Here is a 21,322-nt window from a genome sequence, read left to right as displayed (position 1 = left end):
CCCGTGGGCGTGTTCGTCTTCCTCCCCCTCGTGCTGCCCCTGACCGCGTGGCCCATCGCGCGCCTGGCCGAACACCGCCTGCACCCGCGCCTGGCCACCTGCCTGCTGTCCGCCGTCGCCGCCGTCCTGAGCCTGTGCAGCAGCCTGTGCCTCGGCCTGCTGGCGATCGTCGGAACCGCACAACTGCCGGGCAACCCGCTGCCGGACGCCTGGGCCGATCCGGAAGTGCGGGCGGCCGTGCCGCACGACGAGGTGATCGGCAAGGGAGCGGTGCTCGCCCTCGCCGTCGCCACCGCGGCGTGCACGGCGCTGCTCCGGCGCCATCGCCTGGTACGCCGCCGCGGCCTGCGCGCGCTGCGCGGACTGCGCGCGACCCAAGTCGCCGTCCTCCGCGACGAGATGCCGTACGCCCACGCCCTCCCCGGACGTGCCGGTACCGCCCGGATCCTGGTCTCCACCGGCATGCTGGCCGGTCTCGACTCCCGTGAGCGGCGGGTCCTGTTCGCCCACGAGCGGGCCCACCTCGCCGGCCGGCACCACCGCTACCTGCTCCTCGCCGGACTCGCGGCCCGCGCCAACCCCTTCCTGCGGCCCCTGCGGACGGCCGTGGCCTACACCGTGGAGCGCTGGGCCGACGAGGAGGCGGCCGCTGCGGTCGGCGACCGGCGGACCGCCGCCCGCGCGATCGCCAGGGCCGCCCTCATCTCCCGTCCCGCGCCCGCCTCCACGCTCGCCGCCGTCGCGGCCACGCCGGGGCCCGTGCCGCGCCGGGTCGCCGCGCTGCTCGGCCCGGCCCCGGCCGCCCGCGCCTGGCCGCCGATGTTCACGACCGTGGGCATGGCGGCCTGGACCGCGGCGGCCGGCGCCGCTCTGTCCGCCATGTCCTCGGCGAACTCCGCGGTGACCATGTTCCTGATCCTCAAGGCGGCGACCCCGCTCTAGGGCCGCGCGAGATCGGGGTCCGGCCGGTCAGGGGAGGCCACCGGATCGCCGCGTCGGGCCCGGTCCGAGTCGCACGAGTGACCACCCCAGAGGGCGCCGGCCATTCCTCCTACGCTCGGCGCCCTCCTCCGCGGTGCTTCTCAGCCCTCGTCCTCGTCGCCCTCGAAGAAGTCACCGATCTCGTCGACCACCTCGGCCGCGACCATGCCGCCGACGACACCGACGGCGAGGCCGGCCGCACCGGCCGCGGCCGCTGTGCCGATGCCGGGGCCGGAGCGGTGGCCTTCGTCGTGGTGGTCGCCATGGCCGTGGTGCCCGCCGTGACCGTACCCATCCGCGTGCCCGTACGGGTCGCCGTGTCCGTAGGCCGCGTGGGAACCGTACGCCGCCCGGTGCTCGACCAACTGCCGGATCCAGCTTTCGACCTCGGCGTTCCAGTCCCGGCCGTGCACGTCCTGGTGGCCGACGGTGAAGCGGGTCAGGGCATCGTCGCCGCCGGAGAAGACGCCTGCCCGCTTGTCGGCCTCCAGCACGACCTCCAGGCCGCCCGGATCGGCGAGGAAGGTCACCTCGATCTCGCTGACGGCATGCGCGTACTGCGGAGCGGGCGAGAGTTCGATCTCCTGGTAGAAGGGCAACTGCTGCCCCGTACCGCCGATGCGGCCGTGTTCGAGGTCGGCGGACGTGAAGCCGAAGCCGAGCTGCCCGAGGGCCTCCAGGATCGCTTCCTGGACCGGCAACGGCCGGACAGCGAGCGGATCGAGGTCGCCCTTGTCCCTGGCACCGGCCACCGCCAGCTCGGTGCGCACACCGAGCACGATGCCCAGGGACTGCCCGTACAGCTCGCTGACCGGTGTCTCCCACGGCAGCGTCACACTGAAGGGAACGCTTCGGTGCTCCTCCTCACCGAGCCGGAAGCCACCGCCGACCGTGAACCGCTCGAAGGCGACGAAGCCCTCGCTCTCACCCTCCTCGTGCTCGGTTTCGACCCGGGCGACGAGTTCCAGGGCGATGTGCTCGATGTCCACGGCCGTGCTGCCGCCCCGCAGATGCACCCGCCCGGACAGCGTCCCGCCCGGCGGCACGGCGCCGCCGTCCAGAACCGTGTCCACCGAGGGACCGCCCACACCGAGGGCCCCGAGCAGCTGTTTGAACACCATGTCGGTGTCGCTCCTTCACTGGTCGCACTGGTTGATCGACGGCCTGGCACTCCTGTGCCGGCCGACGTCGGCAGAACTACCCCACTCGGTAAAGAAGTTCCCAAACCGCGCCGTACGGGTGACACCGTGCGGCGTCGGGGTCGTCCACGCGGGCTGCCGGGCCCCGGATACGGGCTCCCGGATCGGCCTGGGAGCAACTCCCCTTGAGGAAAAGCCGGTTGCCAAGCCGTGGTCGGTCGTGGACGATCTCGGACCGTGACGATCGACAACGCCCAGGACGACAACGAACGCGATCGGGCCCGCCCCTCCACCCGCCCGCTCGCCCTGGTCACCGGGGTGGGGCGGACGGTCGGCATCGGCGCGGGCGTCGCACACCGGCTGGCGGCGTCCGGCTGGGACGTGGCCTTCACCTACTGGGCCCCGTACGACGAGCGCATGACGTGGGGCAGCGAGCCCGGAGCGGCCGAGGCGATCATCGACACGCTCACCGAACACGGCGCGGCCACCACGGCGGTCGAGGCGGACCTCGCCGACCCGGACACTCCGGCCCGTGTCTTCGACGAGGTCGAACGCGCTCTGGGCGGCGTCACCGCCCTGGTGATGTGTCACTGCGAATCGGTCGACTCCGGTCTGCTGGACACGACCGTCGAGAGCTTCGACCGGCACTTCGCGGTCAATGCCCGCGCCGCCTGGCTGCTGATCCGCGAGTACGGCCGACGGTTCGCCGCGGCCCCGGGCAGCGGACGGATCATCAGCCTCACCAGCGACCACACCGCGGGCAACCTCCCCTACGGTGCGAGCAAGGGAGCCCTGGACCGCATCACGCTCGCCGCCGCGCGCGAGTTCGCCCACCTCGGCGTCACCGCCAATGTCATCAACCCCGGTCCGGTGGACACCGGTTGGATGGGCGACGACATCCGCAAGGACGTACTCGACCACACACCGCTCAACCGCCTCGGCACACCGCGGGACACCGCGCACCTCGTGGACTTCCTCTGCTCGCCGCAGGGCCAGTGGATCAACGGCCAGCTGCTGATGAGCAACGGCGGACTCGCCCCCTAGATCCGCCTCGCGCGGGTCACCTCGTCACAGTCCCACCGCCGTCATCACCACCAGGACGACGACGAGGAGGACCACATAGGCGGCGGAGTGGACGCGGTCCGGAACACGGCCGGCGACCCGCCTCGCCAGGGCGATGGCGGGCAGCGAGCCGAGGAGCAGGGCGGCGCCCGCGGTGAGGTCGACGTAGCCGATCCTGCCGGTACCGGCCGGCCCGGTGGGAGCGAGGGCATAGACGACCGCCCCGGCCAGCGCGACGGGCACGCTGAGGGGGTTGGCCATGGCGGTCGCCTCGGCCATCGGAAGGCCCTTGCGGCGCAGCAGGGGGACGGTCATGACGCTGCCGCCCACACCCAGGCTCCTGGCATGCGCAATGTTCCGGTCGCGGAGGTGGACGGCCTCGATCGTGCCGTACTGGCCATCGGCACCGACTATCCCCATGACCACCTGCTCCCCCGGCACCAGCACCGCCGCGCCCAGGTGCTGTACGCGGCCACCGGCGTCATGCGGGTCGAGACGGCGGACGGCAGCTGGACGATTCCCACCGCCCGCGCGGTACTCATCCCGCCCATGACCGGGCATCAGGTCACGATGACGGGGGTCAGCACCCGCAGCCTCTACATCGAGCCGGCCGCGGTGCCGTGGTTCCCCGCCCGCTGCCAGGCCGTCGACGTCTCCGCCCTGCTGCGGGAACTGCTCCTCGCGGCGGTCGAGATGGAGCCGCGCCATGCCGAGCACAGCCGCGACGCGGCAGTCGCCGCACTCGTCCTCCACGAACTCAAGAACCTCACCCCGCTCCCCCTCGACGTGCCGATGCCGTCCGATCCGCGACTGCGTGCCTTGTGCGAGGCGTTCCTGCGGAAGCCGGACATCCACGACCCTCCCGCACGCTGGTGCGCGGCCCTCGACGTGAGCGAGCGGACCCTGGCCCGCCTGTTCCGGCGGGGCACCGGCCTCAACTTCTCCCAGTGGCGGCAACGCGCCTGCGTCCTGCACTCGCTGCACCACCTGACCGCGGGCCTGCCCGTCACCCGCATCGCCGCCCTGCTCGGCTACGACAACCCCGCGGCCTACACGGCCGCGTTCGGGAAGCTTCTCGGCCGGCCGCCCTCGGCGTACCGGAGTCCCGGCACGGGATCCGGCATCGCCCGGTCCCTGTCGGCGCAGGGTGCCGTCGCCGAAGTGGATCCGGAGCCCGCCGCGTGCCGTGTCACCCTTCGAAGCGATAGCCCATCCCGGGCTCGGTGATCAGGTAGCGGGGGTGCGAGGGGTCCGTCTCCAGCTTGCGGCGGAGCTGGGCCATGTAGACCCGCAGGTAGTTGGTCTTGTTGCTCCGGGAGACACCCCAGACCTCCTTCAGGAGATGCTTCTGCGTCACGAGCCGGCCGGGGCTGGTCACCAGGATCTCCAGCAGATGCCACTCGGTCGGGGTCAGCCGCACGTCCCGGCCGTCCCGGACGGCCTTCTTGGCGAGCAGGTCGAGTGTGAAGTCGGGTGTCTCGACGAGGGTCGTCCCGGGAACGGGCGGTGCGTCCTCGGTACGGCGGACGGCGGCCCGCAGCCGCGCCAGCAACTCGTCCATGCTGAACGGCTTGGTGACGTAGTCGTCCGCCCCGGCGTCGAGCGCGGCGACCTTCTCGTCGGACCCCTGGCGGGCGGACAGCACGAGGACGGGTACGCGGGTCCAGCCGCGCAGCGCCTTGATGACGGTGACGCCGTCCATGTCGGGCAGGCCGAGGTCGAGCAGCACGACGTCGGGCAGGCGGGCCGCCGCGAGCCTCAGGGCGGTGACCCCGTCCGGGGCGGCGTCGACGCCGTACTTGCGTGCCTGAAGATTGATCACGAGGGCCCGTACGAGCTGCGGGTCGTCCTCCACCACGAGCACCCGGGTCATGGGTGTGCGCCTTTCCGGTCGTACGTCGGGCCGAGGGCGCCGGCCGCGGGGCGACCGGCGCCGTGGCCGGGGTGGGGAATGGGCGTCCCGGCCCGGAGAGCCGGCGTCACGGCTGCGGGAGCCGACGGATCCAGGAGGTCTCCCGGCCGCCGGCTCCCACGCCTGTCGCTCCCTCCCGTCAGTGCTGGGCCACGAGGTCCTTGAGCGCGATGTTGAGCTCGAGGACGTTCACGCGGGGCTCACCGATGAAGCCGAGGGAACGGCCGTCGGTGTGGTCCGCGACGAGCTTCTCCACCTGGTTGACGGGCAGTCCGTTCCTGGCGGCGATCCGGTGGACCTGGAGCTCCGCGTACTTCGGGGAGATGTTGGGGTCGAGGCCGGAGCCGGAGGAGGTGACCGCGTCGGCGGGGACCTGGGACGGGGTGACGGTGTAGCCGGGCACCGAGTTGTCCTTGACGACCGCGGCACGGGCGGCCAGCACCTGGGCGCAGAGCGAGCCCTCCTCGGACTTCGCGGTGCACCTGCCGTCCACGGCCCCGCTGTCGGCGGCCAGGTTGGTGGCTCCGGACAGGATCAGTTTGTACTGGGTGTTGATGCTGTTGGAGCCGAGGCCGTTGGCCGGGCGGCCCTGGAACCACTTCAGGTCGGCCTCGGGGGTGTCCTGGCCCTTCTTCAGCGGCAGGTTGTACGACTGCCCGATCAGGGACGAGCCGACGACCCTGCCGTCCGCCTTGATCTCCGAGCCGTTCGCCTTGTTGCTGAACAGGCCCTGGGCGATGCCGGTGACGACCAGCGGGTAGATCACGCCCGTCACCAGGGTCAGTACGAGGAGGGCACGCAGGCCCGCCCCGAACAGCCGGACCGTGTTGGATACCGAGTTGTTCATGGCGATCAGCCGATTCCGGGGATGAGGGAGATGAGCAGGTCGATGATCTTGATGCCGATGAAGGGTGCGATCAGACCGCCGATGCCGTAGATCGCGAGGTTCCTGCGGAGCATGCGGTCGGCGCTGACCGGCTTGTACTGCACGCCCTTCAGGGAGAGCGGTACCAGCGCGATGATGACGAGCGCGTTGAAGACGACCGCCGACAGGATCGCGGAGTCCGGTGAGGACAGCGCCATGATGTTCAGCTTGTCCAGGCCCGGGTAGACCGCCGCGAACAGCGCCGGGATGATCGCGAAGTACTTCGCGACGTCGTTGGCGATGGAGAACGTCGTCAACGCGCCCCGGGTGATCAGCAGTTGCTTGCCGATCTCGACGATCTCGATGAGTTTCGTCGGGTTCGAGTCGAGGTCGACCATGTTGCCGGCCTCCTTGGCGGCCGACGTACCCGTGTTCATGGCCACGCCCACGTCCGCCTGTGCGAGGGCCGGGGCGTCGTTGGTGCCGTCACCGGTCATCGCGACGAGCTTGCCGCCCGCCTGCTCCCGCTTGATGAGGGCCATCTTGTCCTCGGGAGTGGCCTCCGCGAGGAAGTCGTCGACGCCCGCCTCCTCGGCGATCGCCTTCGCGGTCAGCGGGTTGTCGCCCGTGATCATGACCGTCTTGATGCCCATGCGGCGCAGTTCCTCGAACCTCTCCCGCATGCCGTCCTTGACGACGTCCTTGAGGTGGATGACGCCCAGGATCCGGGCTCCGTCGGCATCCTCGACCGCGACCAGCAGCGGAGTGCCGCCCGCCTCGGAGATACGGTCGGCGACCTGCTCCGCGTCCCGGGCGACCGTGCCGCCCTGTTCCTCGACCCAGGCGATGACCGAACCGGCCGCGCCCTTGCGGATCTTCTTGCCGTCCACGTCCACACCCGACATCCGGGTCTGGGCGGTGAACGCGATCCACTCGGCGTGCGCCAGCTCGCCCTGGTGCCGCTCGCGCAGCCCGTACTTCTCCTTCGCCAGGACCACGACGGAACGGCCCTCGGGGGTCTCGTCGGCGAGGGAGGACAGCTGGGCTGCGTCCGCGACCTCGGCCTGGGTGGCGCCGGCGACCGCCACGAACTCGGAGGCCTGGCGGTTGCCGAGGGTGATGGTGCCGGTCTTGTCGAGCAGCAACGTGGAGACGTCACCGGCGGCCTCGACGGCACGGCCCGACATGGCCAGCACGTTGCGCTGCACCAGGCGGTCCATGCCCGCGATGCCGATCGCGGACAGCAGGGCCCCGATGGTGGTCGGGATGAGGCAGACCAGCAGGGCGACCAGCACGACCATCGTGAGGTGCGTGCCCGCGTAGTCCGCGAACGGCGGCAGCGTGGCACAGGCCAGCAGGAAGACGATCGTCAGCGAGGCGAGCAGGATGTTCAGCGCGATCTCGTTGGGCGTCTTCTGCCGGGCGGCACCCTCGACCAGGCTGATCATGCGGTCGATGAAGGTCTCGCCGGGCTTCGTCGTGATCTTGACGACGATCCGGTCGGACAACACCTTCGTCCCGCCCGTGACCGCGCTGCGGTCACCGCCGGACTCACGGATCACCGGAGCCGACTCGCCGGTGATCGCCGACTCGTCGACCGACGCGACGCCCTCGACGACGTCACCGTCACCCGGGATGATGTCGCCGGCCTCGCAGACGACCAGGTCACCGATCTTCAGCTCGGTGCCGGGCACCCGCTCCTCGGTGTTCCCCACGAGCCGCCGGGCCACCGTGTCCGTCTTGGCCTTGCGCAGGGTGTCGGCCTGCGCCTTGCCGCGGCCCTCGGCGACGGCCTCGGCCAGGTTGGCGAAGACGACGGTCAGCCACAGCCAGGCGCTGATGGTCCAGCCGAACCAGTCGCCCGGGTTCTTGAAGGAGAAGGCCGTCGTGAGCACGGATCCGATCCACACCACGAACATCACGGGCGACTTGACCATCACCCGCGGGTCGAGCTTGCGGAACGCGTCCGGCAGCGACGTGATCAGCTGCTTGGCATCGAACAGGCCCGCGCCGACACGGCCTTCGGCCGGCTTGTGCCCGGTGGGGACGTCGCTGTGCGGCGCCCGGGTCGGAGTGACTGTGGACATCGAGTCCTCTTGGTTCTCTGTGCGGGTGGTCATCACGCCAGCCCCTCGGCGAGCGGACCCAGCGCCAGCGCCGGGAAGTAGGTCAGACCGGTGATGATCAGGATCGCGCCGACCAGCAGGCCGGTGAACAGCGGCTTCTCGGTGCGCAGGGTGCCCGCGGTCACCGGTACCGGCTTCTGCCCGGCGAGCGAGCCGGCCAGCGCCAGGACGAACACCATCGGCAGGAAGCGGCCGAGGAGCATCGCGAGTCCGGTCATGGTGTTGAACCAGTCGGTGTTCGCGTTCAGGCCCGCGAAGGCCGAGCCGTTGTTGTTCGCCGCGGAGGTGAAGGCGTACAGCACTTCGGAGAATCCGTGCGCGCCCGAGTTGAGCATCGAGTGCGGCGGGGTGGGCAGCGCCATGGAGGCCGCGGAGAACACCAGCACCAGCGCCGGGGTGATCAGGATGTAGACGGCAGCCAGCTTGATCTCACGCGAGCCGATCTTCTTGCCCAGGTACTCCGGGGTGCGGCCGACCATCAGACCGGCGATGAACACCGCGATGATCGCCATGATCAGCATTCCGTAGAGGCCGGAGCCTGTACCACCGGGCGCGATCTCGCCGAGCATCATGCTCAGCATCGTGATCCCGCCGCCGAGACCGGTGAAGGAGGAGTGGAAGGAGTCCACCGCACCCGTCGAGGTGAGCGTGGTCGCCACCGCGAAGATCGACGAACCGCCCACACCGAAGCGGACCTCCTTGCCCTCCATCGCCGCGCCCGCCGCCTGGAGCGCCGGGCCGTGGTGGGCGAACTCGGTCCACATCATCAGCGCGGTGAAGCCGAGCCAGATGGTGCCCATCGTGGCGAGGATGGCGTAGCCCTGCTTGACCGAACCGACCATCACGCCGAAGGTGCGCGTGAGCGCGAACGGGATGACCAGGATCAGGAAGATCTCGAAGAGGTTCGTGAACGCGGTGGGGTTCTCGAAGGGGTGGGCGCTGTTGGCGTTGAAGTAGCCGCCTCCGTTGGTGCCCAGCTCCTTGATGGCTTCCTGGGAGGCGACGGCGCCGCCGTTCCACTGCTGGGAGCCGCCCATGAACTGGCCGACCTCGTGGATGCCGGAGAAGTTCTGGATCGCGCCGCAGGCGACCAGCACGATCGCGGCGATCGCCGCGATCGGCACCAGGATCCGCACGGTGCCGCGCACCAGGTCGGACCAGAAGTTGCCGATCTCGCCGGTGCGGGACCGGGCGAAGCCGCGCACGAGGGCGACCGCGATGGCGATGCCGACGGCGGCGGAGACGAAGTTCTGCACGGCCAGACCGGCGGTCTGCACAACGTGACCCATGGTCTGTTCGCCGTAGTACGACTGCCAGTTGGTGTTCGTCACGAAGGAGACGGCGGTGTTGAACGACTGCGCCGGGTCGACCGCCTCGAAGCCGAGCGAGCCGGGCAGGACGCCCTGGAGCCGCTGGAGCAGGTAGAGGAAGAGGACACCGGCCGCGGAGAAGGCCAGGACGCCTCGCAGGTAGGCGGGCCAGCGCATCTCGGTGTCGGGGTCGGCACCGATGCCCTTGTAGATCCACTTCTCGACACGCAGGTGCTTGTCGGAGGAGTAGACCCGGGCCATGTAGGTGCCGAGGGGGACGTAGACCAGTGCGAGCGCGCCTATGAGCGCGAGCAGCTGGAGAACGGCGGCGAGCAGGGGACCCATGGCGTGTCTCAGAACCTCTCCGGGAAGATCAGGGCGAGGACGAGATAGCCCAGCAGGGCGACGGCCACGATCAGGCCGACGATGTTCTCGGCGGTCACAGCTTCGTCACCCCCTTGGCGACGAGAGCCACCAGCGCGAAGACCGCGATCGTGGTGACGACGAAGGCCAGATCGGCCATCGTGAGCTCCTGGAGTGAGGTTCGGTTGGAACGGACGCTTTCGAGGAAAGCGCCTCTGTGGCCGGATTCGGCCGCCGTTGACGGCTCCCTTACGGCGGGGCCCACGCCTTTGACGGGACCCTTACGGCCCTTGATCCGGACAGGTGAGCAGGCGGCCCTGAGGGTCGGTGGCCTGGTCACAGCCGGAAGCGCAGCCGGCAGATCACGGCGTCCGTCTCCCGCCGCACGGCGTGCGCGACGAGGGCGCCCCGCTGGTTCTGCAGCAGCCGCTGCCACAGCCGCTCCGGCTCGGCTTCCGGGATGAGCACGGTGACGCGGGTGCCCGGCTCACCGGCGGCCGTCTCACGCACGTACGCGGCGATGGGCCGGCCCAGTGTGCGGCGCTCGCTGGGCAGCCGGACCAGGGGTACGCCGGGGTCCCACCGGTCCCAGGCCCGTTCCAGGGCGTGCAGCTCGGCGCGGTCCTCCTGGTCCGGATGGCACACGGTCACCGCGCGGACCTCGTCGCCGAGGGAGGCGGCCGCGGTCAGGGCCTCCGAGGTCAGCCGGGAGAGGGACGACACGGGGACGATCACCAGCGAGCGCTCGCGGTGCGGCACCTCGGGGACCCGGCCCAGGCCGAGCCGCTCGCCGATCCGGCCGTAGGCGCGGTGCACGGTCTCGAAGGCGGCCACGAGCAGCGGCAGGGCGACCACGATCAGCCAGGCGCCCTCGGTGAACTTGCTCGCGGTGACGACGACCGCCGCGACACCGGTCAGGACCGCGCCGCAGCCGTTGAGCAGCGTCTTGCCCCGCCAGCCCCGGCCGCGCTCGAGCCGCCAGTGCCTCACCATGCCCACCTGGGCGATCGTGAAGCCGACGAACACCCCGATCGCGAACAACGGCACGAGGGTGTTGGTGTCGCCGCCGGAGAAGACCAGCAGCGCGGCCGAGACCAGGGCCAGGGCGAGCACGCCGTGCCGGTGCACCTGGCGGTCGGCCTTCAGGGCGAAGACGTGCGGCAGGTAGTTGTCACGGGCGAGCAGCTTCAGCAGTACCGGCAGCCCGCCGAACGAGGTGTTGGCGGACAGCGCCAGCAGGATCATCGTCGCGAACTGGATGACGTAGAAGGCCCAGTTGTGGCCGAGCGAGGCGTCCGCGAGCTGGGCGAGGACGGTGACGCCCTCGACGGGCTGGAGGTGGAAGCGGCCGATCAGCACCGACAGGCCGATGAGCATCGCACCGAGTACGGCGCCGAGGGCGACCTCCGCACGCTGGGCGCGCTTCACGCGCGGAACGCGGAAGGAGGGCACGGCGTTGGCGATGGCCTCCACGCCCGTCAGCGCGGCGCACCCGGAGGCGAAGGCCTTCAGCAGGAGCAGGGCTCCCACGGTCGTGGCGTTGTCCGCGAGGACCGAGGCATGCCCGGCGGCGGTCGCCGTGCTCGCGGGGTGGGAGCGGAAGAGGCCCACGACGATCAGCGCGAAGACGGAGCCGACGAAGACGACGGTCGGGACGATGAAGGCCTTCGCGGACTCGACGATCCCCCGCAGGTTGACGCCCGTGACCAGCGCGAGAACCGCGAGGCACAGCCACAGCCGGTCGTCGTACAGGGCGGGGAACGCCGAGGTCAGGGCGGCCACGCCCGCGGTGACGGCGACGGCGACGTTGAGCACGTAGTCCAGTACCAGGGACGCGGCGGCCACCAGGCTCGTCCGGACACCCAGGTGCGTCCTGGCCACCGCGTAGGAGCCGCCGCCGTCCGGGAAGGCCGCGATGACCTGCCGGTACGACGCCACGAGCACCGCCAGCAACCCGGCGATGGCCAGGGTGACGGGCATCGTGAAGCCCAGTCCGTGGGCGCCCGCCGCGGCCAGGACGAGGACGATCGCCTCGGGCCCGTACGCCACGGACGCCATCGCGTCCAGGGACAGTGCGGCCAGGCCGGTCACGGCGGTCAGCCGATGGCGCTCACCTCTGTCCGGTGGCTCCTCGCCGACGGGGACGGCATCCTGCTCGGTGGTCACGACGGACATGGGCGCGTGCTCCTTCTTCCTCGGCCGCGCACGAGGACTGAGGCGTGCGCGGGTGCACCCAGGTTCTGTCCGTCTCCCGCCGTCCCCGGCGGATCCTTGCGCCTTCTTCGCGCCGGACCGGCCGTCCTTGACGGGACCCTGACGGGCGTCGGCGCCCCGGGTCCGGCGGCGTCACCGGTGCACGGGACCCGAGGTGTCCAGCGCGGCTCCCGTCTGGTCGGCCAGGGTCACCGCCACCAACCGGGCCTGGAGCGAGGGCACTTCCCCCGGTCCCGGGGTGAGCATGAAGCGGCCCAGGTAGTGGCCGTTGCCATAGGCACGGAGTTCGATCTCGCCCTCGGGCCAGCCTGCGGCGTCCACGTCCCAGGTGCGCCTGCCCACCGTGACGCTGCCGTCGCCGTGCAGGCGCGGCGGCTGTCCCATCAGGGTGCCGTACTCGAAGCGGCAGGCGCGCAGCCCGAGCAGGCCGGTGATCTCCCGGCGTACGTGATCGACCACGGTGTCCGGGGAGTTGGCCGACTGCGCGAGATCCGCGGTCCGGTGGATACGGGACAGGTGATCCGCGTCCGTGACGGTGATGACCTCCAATCGGCGCGTGTGCGCGGCAAGTTGGGACACGAGCGCGCCCACGGCCAGCAGCAGGACCGCCGTCCCGACGTCCGCCGAGGCGCTGATGTCGAACGTCTCGTACGGCCGGGTGAGGAAGAAGTCGAACCAGGCCGCCGCGGACAGCGCGGCCAGCACGCCCGCCGTACGACTGCCCAGCGCGGCCACCGCGACGACCACGACCACGAGGACGAGTGCGGCGTCCGTGTGCGACAGGGTCGTCCGCAGCGGGACGAGCGCGAGGGCCACCACGAAGGGGACGGCTACGGCCGCCGTCAGGGCGAGCCGGTCCCGCAGCGCCCAGGTCGGGGACGCGGTCCGGGTCGCTTCCGCGCGGTGCGGGGCACAAGTCGCGCCCGTCCCGTGCGGGGCACGGGTCACTCCCGCGCCATGCAGGGCGCGGGCCACTCCCGCGCGATGCGGCTTCGATGTGCCGGTCAGAGTGCTCATCACGCACCTCCTGCGATCTGTTCGGCCGGTTGTGCACCCGAAGTCCCGGCGGCGAGCGGCAGCGACACGACCATGGTCAGACCGCCGCCGGGGGTGTCCTCCGGGGTGAGGGTTCCGTTCATCGCCTCGGTCAGACCCCGCGCGAGCGCGAGGCCGAGGCCGAGACCTGTGGTGTTGTCGGTGTCGCCGAGCCGCTGGAAGGGCTCGAAGAGCCGGTCCCGGCCGTCGGCGGGCAGCCCGGGGCCCCGGTCCACGACCCTCAGTTCCACCCGTCCCGCCAGGGCACTGGCGGTGACCAGCACCCGCTTCCCCGGCGGGGTGTGGCGTACGGCGTTGCCGGCCAGGTTGGCGATCACCCTTTCCAGCAGCGGCGGATCGGCCAGCAGCGCCGGGATCTCCTCCACCTTCGCCACCTGGACCCCGGGGACGTCCGCGAGCGCCATGGGCAGCACCTCCTCCAGGGTCGTGGCCCGCAGATTCAGCGTCAGGGCGCCCGCCTCCAGACGGCTGAGGTCGAGGAGGTTGTCCACCAGACGGCTGAGCCTGGCCATGGACTCGTCGGCGGTCGCGAGGAGTTCGTCGCGGTCCTCCGGGGAGAAGGCGATGTCCCGGCTGCGGAGCGAGGTGACCGCGGCCCACCCGGCGGCCAGCGGGGTCCGCAGGTCGTGGCCGACAGCCCGCAGCAGGGCCGTGCGCAGCCGGTCGGCAGCCCGTACCGGTTCGACCTCGGCGGCCGCCTCCGCGAGCCGGGCGCGTTCGACCGCGGAGCCGACGTGGGCGGCGAAGGCGGCCAGCACCCGCCGCTCGGACGACGACAAGGTGCGTCCGGACAGCGCCAAGTGGGCGCCGGGGCCCGCGGGGACGACCGTCAGTCCGGTCGCGTCGGGGGGTTCGTCCATCAGCTCGGCGGAGTCCATGCCGAAGGTCTCGCGGGTCCGCTCCAGCAGGGCCGGGATGGTCGCCTCGCCGCGCACGATGCTGCCGGCCAGGGAGGACATGGTCTCCGCCTCGGCCGTCGCGCGGGCGGAACGGCGGGACAGCCGCAGCGACCGGTCCACTACAGCAGCCACGACGGCCGCCACGACCACGAACACCGCCAGGGCCAGCAGGGCGTTCGGGTTGTTCAGGGTGAAGGCGCCGACGGGCGGGATGAACCAGTAGTTCAGCAGCAGGGACGCCGTCACCGACGCGATCACCGCCGAGACGACTCCGCCTATGCACGCCACGCCCACCACGGCGAGCAGGAACAGCAGGGCCTCGCTGGTCAGGTTCAGTGTCCCCCGCAGCTGGGCGAGGGCGAGTGTGAGGAGCAGGGGCAGGACCAACCCGGCGACCGGGCCGGCGATCATCCGGGCCGTAGACAACGTACGGCGCCTGGACGGGAGGAGCGTGCCGCGCCCGGCCCGCTCGTGGGAGACCCGGTGCACGTCGATGTCACCGGACAGCTCGGTCACCGTCTCCCCCGTGCCCGGTCCGGTCAGGAGTCGTGCCGGCCGGCCGCGGCGGCTGGTGCCGAGGACGAGCTGGGTGGCGTTCTCGGCACGGGCGAAGTCCACGAGGGCGGTGGCCACGTCGTCGCCGACGACCGAGTGATAGCTGCCGCCGAGGTCCTCCACGAGTCTGCGCTGGCGGGCCAGCGAGGCGTGCGAGACCCCGGCGGCGAGGCCGTCGCTGCGGGCCACATGCACGGCGAGCAGGTCGCCGCCCGCCGAACGGTCCGCGATGCGGGCGGCCCGACGTACGAGGGTGTCGCCCTCCGGTCCGCCGGTCAGCGCCACGACGACCCGCTCCCGCGTCTCCCACACGCGGCCTATGCCGTGCTGCAAGCGGTACTCCTGGAGGGCCTCGTCCACCCGGTCGGCCACCCACAGCAACGCGAGCTCCCGCAGCGCGGTCAGGTTGCCGGGGCGGAAGTAGTTCGCGAGGGCCGCGTCGATCTTCTCGGGCGCGTAGATGTTGCCGTGCGCCATGCGGCGGCGCAGCCCCTCCGGGGGCATGTCCACCAGTTCGATCTGCCAGGCACGGCGCACCACTTCGTCCGGCACGGTCTCGTGCTGCGGCACACCGGTGATCTTCTCGACCACGTCGTTCAGGGACTCCAGGTGCTGGATGTTCAGCGCGGTGATCACGTCGATGCCGGAGTCGAGCAGGATCTCGATGTCCTGCCAGCGCTTGGGGTTGCGACCGCCGCCGGGCACGTTGCTGTGGGCGAACTCGTCGACGATCGCCACCTGGGGCCGGCGTTCGAGCACCGCCGCCAGGTCCATCTCCTCGAACCGTCCGCCGCGGTGGGCGCACGACGTCCGGGGAAGGATGTCCAGGCCGTCGAGCATCGCCTGAGTGCGCAGGCGTCCGTGGCACTCGGCGAACCCCACCACGACATCGGCTCCGCGCGCGGCACGGCGCCGCCCCTCGTCGAGCATCCGGTAGGTCTTGCCGACCCCCGGGGCCGCCCCGAGGTAGACCTTCAGTCGTCCGGGCCGTACGTCATTCATCGCCGCCGACGCGCTCTCTTTCGCGGGTCCGACACCCCTGTGCCGGAGGTTCCTCTTCTCAAGGAACGCGCTTCGCGGGGCGGTCGGGGCCGCTGTTAGCGCTTCCTTGGCGGCTGCCCGGGCGACCTTGACACCGTCTTGACGTCCTGGAGCACGGCACGGGGTGCCCTCGGGGCGAGCGCCGCCCTAGCGCACCGCCTGCTGCACGAGCGCGCCGATCCTCGCCTCGTCGGCGGCGGTGACCTCCCTCAGGGCGTAGGAGGTCGGCCACATGGCGCCTTCGTCGAGGTTCGCCTTGTCGCTGAAGCCCAGCGTCGCGTACCGGGCCTTGAACTTCTCCGCGCTCTGGAAGAAGCAGACGACCTTGCCGTCGACGGCGTACGCGGGCATTCCGTACCACAGCTTCGGCGCGAGGTCCGGTGCGCTCGCCTTGACGACGGCGTGGATCCGTTCGGCCATGACCCGGTCCGACTCCTGCATCTCGGCGATCTTCGCCAGCACCGCGGCCTCGTCCTCCGCCGCCTTCCCGGCACGCGATCCACGGCGCGCGGACGTCCTCACCTCACGGGCGCGCTCCTTCATCGCGGCCCGCTCCTCGTCCGTGAAACGCTCGGACGTCGTGTCGGTCGCGGTGGTGCTCCTGGCAGGCTTCTGCACGGCCTTCATGACGGATTCTCCTGTGGGTCTGCGGGGCTGCGGGGCTGCGGGGCTGCGGGGCTGCGGGGCTGCGGGGCTGCGGGTCAGCAGGTGCTTCTGCTCGCGCGACGGCTCATGTGCCGGTGGCGGAGCGGTGCTTGCACCCTGCGGGGCGCCCCGGGCGGTGGATGTGTGTCCGCCGCCCGGGACCGGGCCCGTTCATCCCCAGGCGCCGGCGATCTGGCGGGTGGTGGCGTTGAGCCGGTTGAACAGGTTGGTGACGCCGATCATCAGGATGATCGAGGCGAGTTGCTTCTCGTCGAAGTAGCTCGCCGCCGCGTCCCAGATCTCGTCGCCGACCGCGTCGGGACGGTCCGCCAGCCGCGTCGCGGCCTCCGCCAAAGCGAGCGCCGCCCGCTCCTCCTCGCTGAAGTACGGGGTCTCGCGCCAGGCCACGACCGTGGCCAGCCGCTCGTCGCCGACCCCCGCCTTGCGGGCCGTCTTCGTACCGCCGTCCACGCAGGCACTGCACCCGTTGATCTGGCTGACCCGCAGATGCACCAGCTCCAGCGTCTGCGCGTCCACCCCGCCCCCGTGCGCGGCCTTCAGCAGCGCCTGGATCGGCTGCATCGCGTCGGACAGGACGACGGCCGGGTTCTGCATACGAGACTGCATCTCGACTCTCCCCTTATCGGTGGTGCCCCGTTCCCTCGGGGCGTGACTCCATCACAGCCCGAGCGGCACGCCATGACGACGCCGGTGGGACACCGTGGGACAGCCGAAACACCCCTCACCTGGGGAGACTTGGCTCGGGGGACTTCTGCGGGAGTGGGACGGGCACGCTCGATCGGGGCGGCGAGCAGCGACGCGGCTGCCGCCCGAGCCGTCAGCGATCGCCCTCGTCGGCGTCCCGCTGCCACGGACCGGACGGGCGGAAGCACGCGGTCACGGTCTTGCCGCGTCGTTGGCAGGTCGTACCCAGGTCGTCGGCCAGAGCGCGCACGATGCCCACGCCGCGTCCCGACGTCTCACCCGGCTCCGGTTCACGCTGTCGGGGCAGGGTGGGGTCCTCGTCGTGGACGCTGACATGGAGGCACTCGCCGTCCCAGGTCAGGACGAGACTCGCGTCGCTGTGGGCATGGATGTGGGCGTTGGTGAGCAGCTCGGAGACGGCCAGGACGATCGCGTCCGCCGTGTCCGGTTCGTCCGCCGCCCAGGGCAGCGACGCGAGATGGTCGCGTGTCCACTGCCGTCCGGCCCGCACTCCCTGCGCCATGGGGAACGAGTGTGCCCAGCCCATCGCCTTGACTGCCACGTCACTCCCCTTGTCGTCCTCGTGCCACCGCCGGCACGGATCCATCTCCGCACAGAGCACGTGTACCCGGTGCCCGCGGAGGCAGACGTCCTCGATGCGACGCGGCCTCGCCCCTCGCCGCAGCCGCGGGACCCGCGCCGTACCCGCGGGTTCCATGGTGGCCCGGGGGGCGGGGGACACCCTGTCGGGCAGCGGCCTGCAACGGGTGCCGCGGAAGGTGGTCATATCCTCGCCCGGGGCACGACGAGTGAAGGACGGTTGCAGGTGACGGGCAGTGACGCGGCAAAAGGACAGGGGCGTGCCTCGCTGAGCGCGCAGGCGCGCGAGGCGGTGCGCCTGCGCATCGTCGACCGCCGTTACCCGATGGGCGCCCGCCTCGTGGAGCGCGAGGTGGCCGAGGAGCTGCGCATGTCCCGCGTGCCGGTGCGCGAGGCGCTGCGCGCGCTGGTCGCCGAGGGCCTGCTCGAACTGATGCCGCACAGCGGCGTGCGGGTGCGCAGTCTGGAGCGGGCCGACGTGCGCTGTCTGTACGAGGTGTGGGAGCCGCTCGCCGTGCAGGCGTCGCGGCTCGCCGCCCGTGCCGTCGCCGGGTGCGGGGACGGCACGGAGCCGCCCGGTCTTTCCGCGCTGCGGGAGTCCCTCGAACGGGCCGAGCAGGCGGCCGCGGTGGACGAGGGGACCCGGGAGGTCGCCGAGCACACGGCCTTCCACGACGGGATCGTGGCGCTGAGCGGCAATCCGCTGCTGGGCCGCACGATGGAACAGCTCAGCTGGCAGTTGCAGCTGCTGTTCGGACTGCGTGAGGAGCCGGCGCACATGCGCGCCCAGCATGCGGAGATCTTCCGGCACATCGCGGCGGGCGACGAGGAGGCGGCCGCCGCCAGCACGCTCCTGCACGTGCGGGACAGTCGCGTGGTGGCGCTGAAATCTCTCTTCGGCGACACCGCTTTGTATACCAGAAGCCAGTAGGCGCGCCGAGATCAGCTTCGCAATTACCACATAACCTTTCATTCCCGCTGCCCATAATGCATGCGATCTTGTGGAGCACTTCGTCTTGGTATACAAACGGTCGGACCCGTAGCCCTCCTCGCCCCAAGGAGTCCCATGTGCGTCGAGCCCGCTCCGCCACCGCCCGGCCGACTGACCCGCCGCGGTGTGCTCGCCGCCTCCGCCGCCCTCGCGGGCACGGCGACCGCGCTGGCATCCGGCACGGCGACCGCCGCCGGCCCGGCCCGCCGCCCGGCCCGCACCGGTGACCTGGTCGTCGAGGGCGGCACGCTGCTCGACCCTGCGACCGGCGACGTCACCGAGGACGCGATCGTCGTGATCCGGGACGGCGTGGTGCGTGCCGCAGGTCCCCGCGACCGGGTCGACATACCGGCCGACGCCCACCGTCTGGACGCGCACGGCCGGTGGGTGCTGCCCGGTCTGATCGACGCCCACATCCACCTCAACACCGCCGCCGAGGCCCGCGACGCGGTACGCCAGGGCGCCACCAGTGCGCGCAGCGGTTCCACGAACTTCTACCAGGACATCGCCGTAAGGGAGTTGGCCCGCCAGGCGCCGCGGCACGCGCCCCGTCTGAAGGCCGCCGGCGTCTTCGTGACGCCCGACCTCGGCGACACCGTCCTCGCCGATCCGGACCTCACTCCGCTGGTCCGCCTCAAGGACGGTGTGCGGTCCGCGGAGGCACTGCGCCGTGTCGTCTCGGTGAACCTGGCGCGCGGCGTCGACGTCGTCAAGACACGAGTCAACGAGCGTGCGGGACTGGCCGATCAGGACCCGCTCACCCAGGTCTACTCGCACGCGCAGCTGTCCGAGGTGGTGGCCGCGGCCCGCCGTGGCGGCAAGGGCGTGCTGTGCCACAGCTACAGCGAGAAGGGCTGCCACGACGCGGTCACGGCGGGTATCCGTTCGCTGGAGCACGGCGTGTTCGTCGGCGAACGCACACTGCACGAAATGCGGCGCAGGGGAACGTACTTCACCCCCACTCTCACCGCCATCGCCGGCCTCGCCGAGACGTCGGACCCCGTGCTCGCCGAGCGCGGCCGGACCTTCCTGCCGGTCCTCGAGCGGGCCGTCCTCGCGGCGCACGAGCTCGGTGTTCCGCTCGCCGCCGGCACCGACTCCTCCGGCGGCAGCATCGATCCCATCGGCCGGGAGGTCGAGTTGATGCGCGCGGCCGGCCTGCCGGCGCTCGACGCGATCCGTACCGCGACGACCGGTGCCGCCCGTCTGCTGGGCCTGGACGGCACGGCGGGCCGCCTCGCACGCGGCCACGCGGGCGACGTCCTGCTGTTGTCCGGGGACCCGCTCGCCGACGTCTCCGTCCTCAAGTCACCACTGCGCGTGGTGCGTTCGGGTGTCGCCCTGTGACTTCCCCCTCCTCCCCCTCCCCCGGCACGTCCCCAGCTCAAGGAGAACTCGGCATGACTCCTCCTCCCCTTTCCCGGCGCGGCGTCCTCGCGGGTGCCGCCTCGCTCGGCGGCACCGCGCTCACCGTGACGGCCGCGCAGGCAGAATCCCGGGAGGCCCAGCACCCCAAGAAGGCCGTGGTCTTCCGCAATGTACGTCCCCTCGGCGCGAAGCAACCCGTGGACCTGACCGTCGTCGACGGACGGATATCGGACGCCCCCGCGCCGAAGGGCGCCAAGGTGGTGGACGGCGGCGGCCGCATCGCGCTGCCCTCGCTCGTGGACGCGCACATCCACCCCGACAAGACGAGCTGGGGCGGGAGTTGGGTCTCCCGCAGGCCGGCCGGGAGCATCGCCGAGTACTGCGAGCAGGACGTCGAGCTGTACCACGCACAGCGTCGGCCGGTGGGCGAGCGCGCCTACGGTCTCATGGCCCACGCGGTGACACGCGGCACCCGGGCGATGCGGGCGCACGCCGACGTGGCACCCGCGTACGGCCTGGCCGGCGTCGAAGGAGTGGCCGAGGCACGGGACCGCCTCGCCGACGCGCTCGACGTGCAGATCGTGGCCTTCCCCCAGCACGGGGTGATCCGTACCCCCGGCACGGCGAAGCTGCTGGAGGAGGCGGCGCGCAGCGGCGCCGTCGACATGATCGGGGGCATCGATCCGATCAGCTTCGACCACGCGCTCGACGAGCAGCTCGACCTGGTCTTCCGCCTCGCGGACCGCTATGGCGTCGGCATCGACATCCACCTCCACGACCGCGACGAGAAGGGCACGCGGGTCCTGCGCGGGATCATCGACCGGACCCGGGCCCTGTCCCTGCGCGGGAAGGTGACGGTCAGTCACGTCTTCTGCCTGCCGTTCCTCGGTGCGTCCGAACTCGACGCGACGGCAGCGGATCTGGCCGACCTGGACATCGCCCTGACGACGGTCGCCCCGAACGAGTCCCTGGTCCTGCCCATCACCCGGCTCAAGGAACACGGTGTGCGGGTCGGTCTGGGCTCGGACGGCGTCCGTGACTCCTGGAGCCCGTTCGGCGACGCCGACATGCTGCACCGGGCGCACATCCTCGGCTGGGTCACCGACGTCCGCCTCGACGACGAACTGACCTCCTGCTACACGGTGGGCGCCCATGGCGGCGCCGATGTGATGGGCCTGCCGCACGCCGACTTCGAGCCGGGCGCCCCCGCGGACTTCGTCCTGGTGCGCGGTGAGTGCGTCCCTCAGGTCGTGGTGGACATGCCGCAGCGCGACATGGTGGTCCACGGCGGTCAAGTGGTCGCCAGAAAGGGTGAGTTGGTGTAGACGCCACACCGTCGGCATGACTTGGGCGCCCGGCCGACGTCATGACTGTGGCGTCCTGTTGACCGCCCTGTGTGTCTTCGGCACGGGCCGGGGTGCGCGCCGGACACTCGGGGCGGGACCGCTCGACGCGGCCCCGCCCCTTGCCGGTCAGGGACTCCCGACCGG

General features: G+C 71.5%; 20 protein-coding genes. 6 read left to right on the top strand and 14 right to left on the bottom strand.

The window, feature by feature from the left end:
• Window positions 1–3 precede the first annotated feature (3 nt).
• Entirely contained in the window at window positions 4–942 is a 939-nt protein-coding gene (locus ABEB03_RS24820; RefSeq protein WP_345653517.1) for a M48 family metalloprotease, read from the top strand.
• Between the two features lie 140 nt (window positions 943–1,082).
• Here ABEB03_RS24820 and ABEB03_RS24815 read toward each other — a convergent pair whose 3' ends face one another.
• Window positions 1,083–2,102, bottom strand: coding sequence for a sporulation protein (locus ABEB03_RS24815; protein ID WP_345653514.1), 1,020 nt, complete (start codon window positions 2,100–2,102; stop codon window positions 1,083–1,085).
• A gap of 255 nt (window positions 2,103–2,357) precedes the next feature.
• Here ABEB03_RS24815 and ABEB03_RS24810 point away from each other — a divergent pair, with 255 nt between their 5' ends.
• Window positions 2,358–3,164 carry an SDR family oxidoreductase gene (locus ABEB03_RS24810; protein ID WP_345653511.1) on the top strand — a complete coding sequence of 269 codons (807 nt, stop codon included), beginning with the start codon at window positions 2,358–2,360 and terminating at the stop codon, window positions 3,162–3,164.
• 24 nt (window positions 3,165–3,188) lie between these two features.
• Here ABEB03_RS24810 and ABEB03_RS24805 read toward each other — a convergent pair whose 3' ends face one another.
• Window positions 3,189–3,512: a TSUP family transporter gene (locus ABEB03_RS24805; RefSeq protein ID WP_345653508.1), complete on the bottom strand. Its 324-nt coding sequence runs from the start codon at window positions 3,510–3,512 to the stop codon at window positions 3,189–3,191.
• Between the two features lie 15 nt (window positions 3,513–3,527).
• On the opposite strand from ABEB03_RS24805, the gene ABEB03_RS24800 reads away from it, so the two are divergent.
• Complete coding sequence (locus ABEB03_RS24800; RefSeq protein ID WP_345653505.1) at window positions 3,528–4,409, top strand: AraC family transcriptional regulator; 882 nt, start codon at window positions 3,528–3,530, stop codon at window positions 4,407–4,409.
• Here the strand turns inward: ABEB03_RS24800 and ABEB03_RS24795 are convergent.
• From ABEB03_RS24795 to ABEB03_RS24740, 12 genes are all read right to left on the bottom strand, one after another.
• Window positions 4,372–5,055, bottom strand: coding sequence for a response regulator transcription factor (locus ABEB03_RS24795; protein WP_345653502.1), 684 nt, complete (start codon window positions 5,053–5,055; stop codon window positions 4,372–4,374). The two genes, ABEB03_RS24800 and ABEB03_RS24795, sit on opposite strands and share 38 nt — an antisense overlap.
• A 178-nt stretch (window positions 5,056–5,233) precedes the next feature.
• The gene (locus tag ABEB03_RS24790; RefSeq protein WP_345653499.1) at window positions 5,234–5,941 is read right to left on the bottom strand and encodes a potassium-transporting ATPase subunit C; all 708 of its coding nucleotides are present in this window, start codon (window positions 5,939–5,941) and stop codon (window positions 5,234–5,236) included.
• A 5-nt stretch (window positions 5,942–5,946) separates the two neighbouring features.
• Entirely contained in the window at window positions 5,947–8,079 is a 2,133-nt protein-coding gene (kdpB, locus tag ABEB03_RS24785; protein WP_345653496.1) for a potassium-transporting ATPase subunit KdpB, read from the bottom strand.
• Entirely contained in the window at window positions 8,079–9,740 is a 1,662-nt protein-coding gene (gene kdpA, locus ABEB03_RS24780; RefSeq protein ID WP_345653494.1) for a potassium-transporting ATPase subunit KdpA, read from the bottom strand. The genes kdpB and kdpA overlap by 1 nt, the downstream gene beginning before the upstream one ends.
• Before the next feature lie 8 nt (window positions 9,741–9,748).
• Window positions 9,749–9,838, bottom strand: coding sequence for a K(+)-transporting ATPase subunit F (gene kdpF / locus ABEB03_RS24775; RefSeq protein WP_037659531.1), 90 nt, complete (start codon window positions 9,836–9,838; stop codon window positions 9,749–9,751).
• Window positions 9,835–10,098, bottom strand: coding sequence for a hypothetical protein (locus tag ABEB03_RS24770; protein WP_345653491.1), 264 nt, complete (start codon window positions 10,096–10,098; stop codon window positions 9,835–9,837). Before ABEB03_RS24770 ends, kdpF begins: the two co-directional genes overlap by 4 nt.
• Window positions 10,095–11,933 (bottom strand): APC family permease, encoded by a 1,839-nt coding sequence (locus ABEB03_RS24765; RefSeq protein WP_345653488.1) that lies wholly within the window; start codon window positions 11,931–11,933, stop codon window positions 10,095–10,097. Before ABEB03_RS24765 ends, ABEB03_RS24770 begins: the two co-directional genes overlap by 4 nt.
• A 171-nt stretch (window positions 11,934–12,104) precedes the next feature.
• Window positions 12,105–12,989, bottom strand: a complete 885-nt coding sequence (locus ABEB03_RS24760; RefSeq protein WP_345653485.1) for a DUF4118 domain-containing protein — start codon at window positions 12,987–12,989, stop codon at window positions 12,105–12,107.
• Window positions 12,989–15,484 carry a sensor histidine kinase gene (locus ABEB03_RS24755; protein WP_345653482.1) on the bottom strand — a complete coding sequence of 832 codons (2,496 nt, stop codon included), beginning with the start codon at window positions 15,482–15,484 and terminating at the stop codon, window positions 12,989–12,991. Before ABEB03_RS24755 ends, ABEB03_RS24760 begins: the two co-directional genes overlap by 1 nt.
• Window positions 15,485–15,670: 186 nt before the next feature.
• The gene (locus ABEB03_RS24750) at window positions 15,671–16,150 is read right to left on the bottom strand and encodes an iron chaperone (RefSeq protein ID WP_345653480.1); all 480 of its coding nucleotides are present in this window, start codon (window positions 16,148–16,150) and stop codon (window positions 15,671–15,673) included.
• 189 nt (window positions 16,151–16,339) lie between these two features.
• Entirely contained in the window at window positions 16,340–16,795 is a 456-nt protein-coding gene (locus ABEB03_RS24745; protein WP_345653477.1) for a carboxymuconolactone decarboxylase family protein, read from the bottom strand.
• A 211-nt stretch (window positions 16,796–17,006) separates the two neighbouring features.
• Window positions 17,007–17,435 carry an ATP-binding protein gene (locus ABEB03_RS24740; protein ID WP_345653474.1) on the bottom strand — a complete coding sequence of 143 codons (429 nt, stop codon included), beginning with the start codon at window positions 17,433–17,435 and terminating at the stop codon, window positions 17,007–17,009.
• 264 nt (window positions 17,436–17,699) lie between these two features.
• Here ABEB03_RS24740 and ABEB03_RS24735 point away from each other — a divergent pair, with 264 nt between their 5' ends.
• The 3 genes from ABEB03_RS24735 (at window position 17,700) to ABEB03_RS24725 (ending at window position 21,157) form a co-directional block, all read left to right on the top strand.
• A complete protein-coding gene (locus tag ABEB03_RS24735) occupies window positions 17,700–18,404 on the top strand; it encodes a GntR family transcriptional regulator (protein WP_345653471.1) in 705 nt (234 codons plus the stop codon).
• A gap of 135 nt (window positions 18,405–18,539) precedes the next feature.
• Window positions 18,540–19,811, top strand: coding sequence for an amidohydrolase family protein (locus tag ABEB03_RS24730; protein ID WP_345653469.1), 1,272 nt, complete (start codon window positions 18,540–18,542; stop codon window positions 19,809–19,811).
• 53 nt (window positions 19,812–19,864) lie between these two features.
• Entirely contained in the window at window positions 19,865–21,157 is a 1,293-nt protein-coding gene (locus tag ABEB03_RS24725) for an amidohydrolase family protein (protein ID WP_345653467.1), read from the top strand.
• The last annotated feature ends 165 nt before the right edge of the window (window positions 21,158–21,322 follow it).

It is taken from the genome of Streptomyces siamensis, assembly GCF_039543605.1.
Lineage (GTDB): Bacteria > Actinomycetota > Actinomycetes > Streptomycetales > Streptomycetaceae > Streptomyces > Streptomyces siamensis.
The sequence above is the reverse complement of the archived record's forward strand: the minus strand, read 5'-3'. Positions and strand labels throughout refer to the sequence as shown.

Bases quoted from the DNA above. Each gene is read 5' to 3' on its own strand.
- ABEB03_RS24760 (WP_345653485.1), bottom strand. From the start codon at position 12,989: ATGAGCACTCTGACCGGCACATCGAAGCCGCATCGCGCGGGAGTGGCC.
- ABEB03_RS24750 (WP_345653480.1), bottom strand. From the start codon at position 16,150: ATGAAGGCCGTGCAGAAGCCTGCCAGGAGCACCACCGCGACCGACACG.
- ABEB03_RS24800 (WP_345653505.1), top strand. From the start codon at position 3,528: ATGCGCAATGTTCCGGTCGCGGAGGTGGACGGCCTCGATCGTGCCGTA.
- kdpA (WP_345653494.1), bottom strand. From the start codon at position 9,740: ATGGGTCCCCTGCTCGCCGCCGTTCTCCAGCTGCTCGCGCTCATAGGC.
- ABEB03_RS24725 (WP_345653467.1), top strand. From the start codon at position 19,865: ATGACTCCTCCTCCCCTTTCCCGGCGCGGCGTCCTCGCGGGTGCCGCC.
- ABEB03_RS24790 (WP_345653499.1), bottom strand. From the start codon at position 5,941: ATGAACAACTCGGTATCCAACACGGTCCGGCTGTTCGGGGCGGGCCTG.
- ABEB03_RS24745 (WP_345653477.1), bottom strand. From the start codon at position 16,795: ATGCAGTCTCGTATGCAGAACCCGGCCGTCGTCCTGTCCGACGCGATG.
- ABEB03_RS24795 (WP_345653502.1), bottom strand. From the start codon at position 5,055: ATGACCCGGGTGCTCGTGGTGGAGGACGACCCGCAGCTCGTACGGGCC.
- ABEB03_RS24755 (WP_345653482.1), bottom strand. From the start codon at position 15,484: ATGAATGACGTACGGCCCGGACGACTGAAGGTCTACCTCGGGGCGGCC.
- ABEB03_RS24730 (WP_345653469.1), top strand. From the start codon at position 18,540: ATGTGCGTCGAGCCCGCTCCGCCACCGCCCGGCCGACTGACCCGCCGC.
- ABEB03_RS24815 (WP_345653514.1), bottom strand. From the start codon at position 2,102: ATGGTGTTCAAACAGCTGCTCGGGGCCCTCGGTGTGGGCGGTCCCTCG.
- kdpB (WP_345653496.1), bottom strand. From the start codon at position 8,079: ATGACCACCCGCACAGAGAACCAAGAGGACTCGATGTCCACAGTCACT.
- ABEB03_RS24765 (WP_345653488.1), bottom strand. From the start codon at position 11,933: ATGTCCGTCGTGACCACCGAGCAGGATGCCGTCCCCGTCGGCGAGGAG.